6 protein-coding genes are annotated in these 6,405 nt (G+C 68.8%); 2 read left to right on the forward strand and 4 right to left on the reverse strand.

What is annotated here, in order from left to right:
• Positions 1–137: 137 nt before the first annotated feature.
• Entirely contained in the window at positions 138–1,010 is an 873-nt protein-coding gene (locus AC3XYG_RS28655) for a helix-turn-helix transcriptional regulator (protein WP_489143285.1), read from the forward strand.
• Positions 1,011–1,072: 62 nt separating this feature from the next.
• On the opposite strand, the gene ahpD is transcribed toward AC3XYG_RS28655, so the two are convergent.
• Both ahpD and AC3XYG_RS28665 read right to left on the reverse strand, forming a co-directional pair.
• Positions 1,073–1,606: an alkylhydroperoxidase, AhpD family gene (gene ahpD, locus AC3XYG_RS28660; RefSeq protein WP_489143286.1), complete on the reverse strand. Its 534-nt coding sequence runs from the start codon at positions 1,604–1,606 to the stop codon at positions 1,073–1,075.
• An 82-nt stretch (positions 1,607–1,688) separates the two neighbouring features.
• On the reverse strand, positions 1,689–2,234 hold the full coding sequence (locus AC3XYG_RS28665; RefSeq protein ID WP_489143287.1) for a peroxiredoxin: 546 nt from the start codon (positions 2,232–2,234) through the stop codon (positions 1,689–1,691).
• Positions 2,235–2,374: 140 nt separating this feature from the next.
• Between AC3XYG_RS28665 and AC3XYG_RS28670 the strand changes: the two genes are divergently transcribed.
• On the forward strand, positions 2,375–3,325 hold the full coding sequence (locus AC3XYG_RS28670; RefSeq protein ID WP_489143288.1) for a LysR substrate-binding domain-containing protein: 951 nt from the start codon (positions 2,375–2,377) through the stop codon (positions 3,323–3,325).
• 6 nt (positions 3,326–3,331) lie between these two features.
• On the opposite strand, the gene AC3XYG_RS28675 is transcribed toward AC3XYG_RS28670, so the two are convergent.
• Complete coding sequence (locus AC3XYG_RS28675) at positions 3,332–3,919, reverse strand: toxin-antitoxin system YwqK family antitoxin (protein ID WP_489143289.1); 588 nt, start codon at positions 3,917–3,919, stop codon at positions 3,332–3,334.
• 287 nt (positions 3,920–4,206) lie between these two features.
• Positions 4,207–6,405, reverse strand: a 2,199-nt coding sequence (locus AC3XYG_RS28680; protein ID WP_489143290.1) for a translocation/assembly module TamB domain-containing protein, incomplete at its 5' end; no start/stop codon positions are given.

The following is a 6,405-nucleotide window of genomic DNA, read 5'->3' on the forward strand; positions in this document are numbered from 1 at the left end:
GCCGCCGATGACGACGGCATGGGTCTGGGAAACGGACATGGTGTGCTCCTGCGTGGCGATGACGCAACGATGACCGCCCGCGAAATCGGCAAACAGGACCGGCTTTATCCTGGTATCGATCCTGATATGATCCAGGCATGACGATGACCGACCAGGCCCCGGATGCCGACACGGGGCGGCGGCGCGAGCTGGGCGCCTTCCTGCGATCGCGGCGCGAACGCCTGGCGCCGCGCGATGTCGGCCTGCCCGAAGGCGCGCGGCGGCGGACGCCGGGCCTGCGGCGGGAGGAGGTCGCGCTGCTCGGCGGCGTCGGCACCACCTGGTACAGCTGGCTGGAGCAGGGGCGCGAGGTGCGCCCGTCGGTGGAGACGCTGTCGGCGCTGTCCCGCGCCCTGCGGCTGGACCCGGCAGAGCGGCATCATCTCTATGTCCTGGCCGGGCGGCCGCCGCCGGACGACCGGGCCCGGGCGCCGGAAGAGGTGTGCGAGCCGCTACGCCGGATGCTGGACAGCCTGGCCGACCAGCCGGCCTATGTCACCGGCCGGCGCTGGGACGTGCTGGCCTGGAACCGGGCCGCGGCGGCGGTGTTCGGCGATTACGGCGCGCTGGCCGGCGATGCGCGCAACATCATGCACATGGTCTTCACCGACCCCAGGCACCGGCGGCTGCTGCCGGATTGGGAGGCGGTGGCGCGGGCAGCGCTCGGCCAGTTCCGGGCCGACAGCGCCAAATATGCCGGGGACCCGGATTTCGAGCGGCTGGTGGCGCATCTGCTCGGTGCCAGCGCGGAATTCCGCGAGTGGTGGCCGCGGCACGAGGTGCTGCCGCATCTGTCGGGCCGAAAGCGTGTCCGCCACCCGGCCGCGGGCGCCATGGTGTTCGAACACACCGCCATGCGCTTCGACGACGGCACCGACCGGCGGATGGTCGTGTTCGTGCCGCTGGCCGAAGCCGACACAATGGCCAAGCTGGCGCGCCTGCTGGAACAGAAGGCGGCTGCAGCAGAATAGAGGCCGGATGCGAAAAAGGCCCGCCGGGGCGGGCCTTCCTGACGTGTCTGGAAGCAGGCGCCTCAGGCGGCCAGCTTCTCCTCGGCGTCGAGCGTCGCGGCCACGGCGTGGATCACCGAGGCGATGCGGATGATGGCCTGGACCACGTCCTTGCCGACGCCCTTCTTGGCCACGACCTGCTCATGGCTGTCCATGCACATGCCGCAGCCGTTGATCGCCGAGACCGCAAGCGAATACAGCTCGAAATCGACGGTGTCGATGCCGGGGTTGGCGATCGCGTTCATGCGCAGCCGTGCCGGCAGGGTCGCATAATCCTTCTCGGAAACGAGATGGGTGAAGCGGTAATAGATGTTGTTCATGCCCATGATCGCGGCGGCGGTCTTCGCGGCGGTCTGCGCCTCCGGCGACAGGTGCTGCGCCGCTTCGGCGGCGATGGCCTTGATCACCGTGACGTTGCGCGAGGCGAAGGCGCTGGCCAGGGCGGTGCCCCAGATCTGCTGGGCGGTCACGCCGGGCGGGGTCAGGACCGAGGACAGGTTGAGCTTCAGGTCCTTGGCGTAGTCGGGAAGGGCGGCCTTCAGCGTGTCGATGGACATGGCATGGCTCCGGCAGGGCAGGGAAAAAACAGGCGGCCGACCCGCTTCGTGGGTCGGCCGCGGAGATCACAAGGACGCCGGATCAGGCGGCCTTGAGGGTCTCCTCGCCCTTCTGCCAATTGCAGGGGCACAGCTCGTCGGTCTGCAGCGCGTCGAGCACGCGCAGGACTTCCGCCGGGTTGCGGCCGACCGACATGTCGTTGACCGAGACGAAGCGGATGATGTTCTCGGGGTCGACGATGAAGGTGGCGCGCAGGCAGACTTCTTCGCTCTTCTCGAGGATGCCGAGAGTGCGGCTCAGATCCTTGCGGATGTCGGCCAGCATCGGGAACGGCAGGTCCTTGAGGTCGGCGTGGTTCTGGCGCCAGGCCAGGTGCACGAACTCGCTGTCGGTCGAGACGCCATACAGCAGCGCGTCACGGTCGGCGAAGTCCTCGGTCAACTTGCCGAAGGCCGCGATCTCGGTCGGGCAGACGAAGGTGAAATCCTTCGGCCAGAAGAACACGACCTTCCACTTGCCCTTGCTGGCGCCGCGGTCGATCTGCGTGAAGGCGTCCTTCGGGTTGGTCGAAACGACCGCCTGGAGCGAGAAATCCGGGAAGGTGTCGCCAATGGTGAACATGGGCATGGGAAGCTCCGTGGTGTCGGTGGGTTTTTTGGATTCGTGTTGCGGCGCAACAGAGTTGATGCCGCAATGCAGCAGAGGGATAGCAAGGCCAAGTCCGACAATCAAATCGATTGTTCCGAGCATTATGATAGGCTGAGCCTATGAACCAACCGATTACCCTGCGGCAGCTCCGCTATGTCGTCGCGGTTGCCGACACGCGCCATTTCGGCCGGGCCGCCGCCGCATGCCATGTCAGCCAACCCTCGCTCAGCGCCCAAGTGCAGGCGCTGGAAGACCTGCTGGGCGGGCCGCTGTTCGAACGGTCGAAGCGGCGCATCCTGCTGACTCCGCTCGGCGAATCCATCGTTGACCGGGCCCGGCGCATCCTGGCCGAAACCCAGGACCTGCTGCTGGCGGCGCGCGATCAGGCGGCGCCGCTGGCGGGGGATTTCCGGCTTGGCGTGATCCCGACGCTCGGGCCCTATCTGCTGCCGCGGCTGATGCGCGCGCTGCGCCGCACCTATCCGGATCTGCGCCTCTATCTGCGCGAGGACATGACCGACCGGCTGGTCGAACGGCTGCGTCGGGGCGAGCTGGAGGCGGCGCTGCTGGCACTGCCGGTCGAGGACCCCAAGCTGAACGCCATGCCGGTGTTCGATGAGCCGTTCTTCCTGGCGGTGCCGACCGGGCACCGGCTGGCCCGGGCGAACCGCGTCTCCGCCGCCGACCTCGCCGGCGAACATTTGCTGCTGCTGGAGGACGGGCATTGCCTGCGCGACCAGGCGCTGGAGGTCTGCCGCAGCGCCGCCCGGCCGGAGGAGGACACCTTCGGCGCCACCAGCCTGTCGACCCTGCGCGAGATGGTGGCGGGCCGGATCGGCATCACCCTGCTGCCGGCGCTGGCCTGCACGGCACAGACCATGACCGATTCCGACGTCGCGGTCCGGCCGTTCGAGGCACCGGCGCCGTCACGGCGGATCGGGCTGGTGTGGCGCCGCGGCGCGGCCCGGCGCAGCGAGATCGAGATGCTGGCGGAGTTCTTGCGCCAGAACCTGCCCGACGGCGCGATCGCGGTCGCACGCGGCGACGAGGCTGCGGACCCCGCGGTCTGACGGGGCTCAGGCGGCCCGGCGGAGGATCCGTTCGAGAAAGACGGCCTCCTGCGCCCGGTCGAACGGCCAGCCCAGCCCCTGATCGGCCAGGAATTCCTTCGCCGCGGCCGTGATGTCCTTGCCGCCGAGCCACCATTCCGCTTGGCGGATCGTGCCGTCGCCGGCCCGCTCGATCACGGCCGGCCCGTTGGTGCGATGGCGCTGGTTGTGCTGGTACCAGCGCTCCAGCCGGCTGCCATCCTGGTGATGGTAGATATAGGCGGGGCCGGCCACGCGATGGGCCTCATCAGCCACGAACCACCATTCGAATTTCGGCGTGCCGTCGGCACGATAGACGGTGACCGCGGGCTTCTCGGTCTGGTGGTATTTTCCGGCCTGGCACCAATCCTCACGCCGGACCGTGCCGTCCTCGTAATACTCCACCCGCGCCGGGGCGGCATCGCGATGGAGGAGGTAACTGGGTTCGCTCCCGAACGGCTTGTACCAGCGCTGTTCCATGATCTGCCGGGAATCCAGATAGAAGGTCGTCTCGCAGGGGTCGGTCGCCAGGGATTGGGCTTCGTTGCTCGGCATCGGGGCTTTCTCAAGCGCCATCCGCGTCGTCCTTCCGCTCAAGCTGGGTGGGGTCTGCCTGTCCGAGTTCTAAAAACCCGATCGCAGGAAAGGTTGTTCCAAACAAGTCGGATGAATATAACGGCAATATTAGATAAAAACTATATCAAATTTTATATATCGAATCAGGAAACCCCGGAATCGGGGCGAATCGGGATGAATCAACGGATTGCAGCCGGACTCGCGGGCCGCTCGGGCCCGCGAGCCTGCCATCAGGTGAAATTACAACTCCTGGTAGCGTCAATGAGTCGCATCTTCGCGAATTACGCTTAATAATCCCATTCCATGGTGACACCGACGGCGCCGCCGCTGTCGCCGCCGACCTCCGCCTGGCCCTTGATATTGGAGGTGATGTCGACGCTGACGGTCGCCTTGGTGTCACCGGCGTCGATGCCCTGCTGCACCCCGACGCGGACGCCATCGGTGAGGTAGCGGCCGACACCGACGGAGGAGGCGCCGGCGGCATCGGTGTTGAAGTCGAGCTGGTCGAGGCCGAGCGATTTCTGGATGCCGCCCAGCAGCCCGGTGCCGGCGCCGCCGCCGATGCCCGCCAGCTCCGCCGCCGCCTGGGCCAGCTGGATCGCCTGGGTCGGGCTCAACTGGCCGGTGGCCTGGCCGAACAGCAGCCGCGACAGCACCTCGTCCTGCGGCAGCTCCGGCGAGGAGCTGAGCGTCAGCTCCGGCTTCGAGGCATAGCCGCCGATCGCGATATGGGCGGTGACGTCGCCGGCGGTGGAGGAGGCCAGGAAGTCGAGCCGCGGGTCCATCACCCCGCCGTCGAAGGTGATGCGGCCATGCTCGAAATCCAGCCGCCGGCCGAATTTCGAGATGTGGCCGCGTCGCATCTCGAAACCGCCCTGGATGTCGGGGGTCGCGGTGGTGCCGACGACGTGGAGCTGGCCCTGCATCTCGGCATCGACACCCTGGCCGCGGACATAGAACTGGTTCGGGGCGTCGACCGTGATGTCGAGCCCGATCTGCGACGGCGGCTTCTGCGGCTGGTTCCGCGTCGCCTTCGGCGCCGGGGCCGGCGCGTCCGCCTTCAACCGGGCGGCGATCTGTGGCGGCGCGTTGACCTGGCGCACCGGGATCGGCGTCACCGACACCGGGAAGCTGTCCGGGATCTGGATGATGGCGTTGCGGATCTTGACCGAACCCTTGAGCAGGGCGTTGGCAGACAGGTCGCCGGACAGGGTCAGGTCGCTGTCGGCATGCACTGTGGCGAGGTCGCTGGACACCAGCAGCGCGTTGCCGGTCTGGATCCGCAAATCGACCGGCAGGCTGCCATGTGGGCCCAGCGTGACGCTGCCGCTGCCGCTGATGGTGCCGCCGCCCGGCGTCTTCGCCGACAGGCTGCTCAGGCGGAAGCTGTCGCCGGCGCCGGTGATGGTGGCGTCGATGTTCTGCAGCCGGACGCCGTATTGCGAATTCTGGTAGCTGCCGCCGCGCAGCGTGACGGTGCCGGAGGCCTGGGGCTTGTCGGCGGTGCCCGCGACCTTGACGTCGAGCGACAGCGGGCCGCCGATCCGGTCGGCGCCGGCGGCCAGGAAATCATTGAACATCGCCAGGTCGACCTGGCCTTTGGCCGAGGCCGAGATCTGCCCGCCGCCCAGCGGCACCGCGGCCTGCAGGTCCAGCCGGGCCTTGCCGGCGGTGACCCGGCTGGTGACGTTGACGCGCTGGCCGGCGATGGTGCCGTCGGCGGTGGCGTCGACCGGGGGCAGCCCGGCCGTGTTCAGGCCGCCCATCTTGGCGCCGGTGACCTTCAGCGAGAACTTGCCGCCGGGGTCGGCGGCGCTGCCGGTGATGGTGGCGTCGCCGTTCAACTGGCCCTGCAGACCGAGGCCGGGGCTGGCGATCTCGGCCAGGCCGAGCGGCAGCCGGGCGATGCGGGCGCGCAGATCCAGCGCGTTGCCGGCCTTGCCGGACAGGGTGATGCCGCCACCGCCGCTGACCGCGAGGTCGATGGTGCCGAGGTCGACGCCGTCGGCGCCGGCGCGGATGGTGGCCGGCTTCGACAAGGTGACCGACTGCCCGGCCTGGCGGACCGCCAGGCGCTTCAGGTCGACCACCGTCTCGGCCCCGCCCAACCCGACATCGGCGGCCATCTCGGCGGTGCCGTAGCCGGTGGCGGCCTGCAGCTGCAGCGCCAGCTGCTGCATGGTGCCGGCGACATTGAGCTCGGCCCGGCTGATCGGGGTGCCGCCGGCGTTGGCGCCGGTGACCACCAGCTTGCCGTCCTGGATGCGGCGGTTCTCCGCCATCGGGTCGACCACCAGCCCGGTCAGCCGGGCCTCGTCGACCGTGGCGGTGGCGCCATAGGCGACGCGCCGGGCGGTCAGGTCGATCCTGGCGCCATTGGCGGGGTCGAGCGCCAGGGTGGCGTCGACCTGGCCGCGCAGGGTCTGGCCGATGAAGGCGCCGACGACGCCGAGATCGGCGACGGCGAGCTTGATGGTGCCGCCGAT

It is taken from the genome of Inquilinus sp. (genome assembly GCF_057815775.1).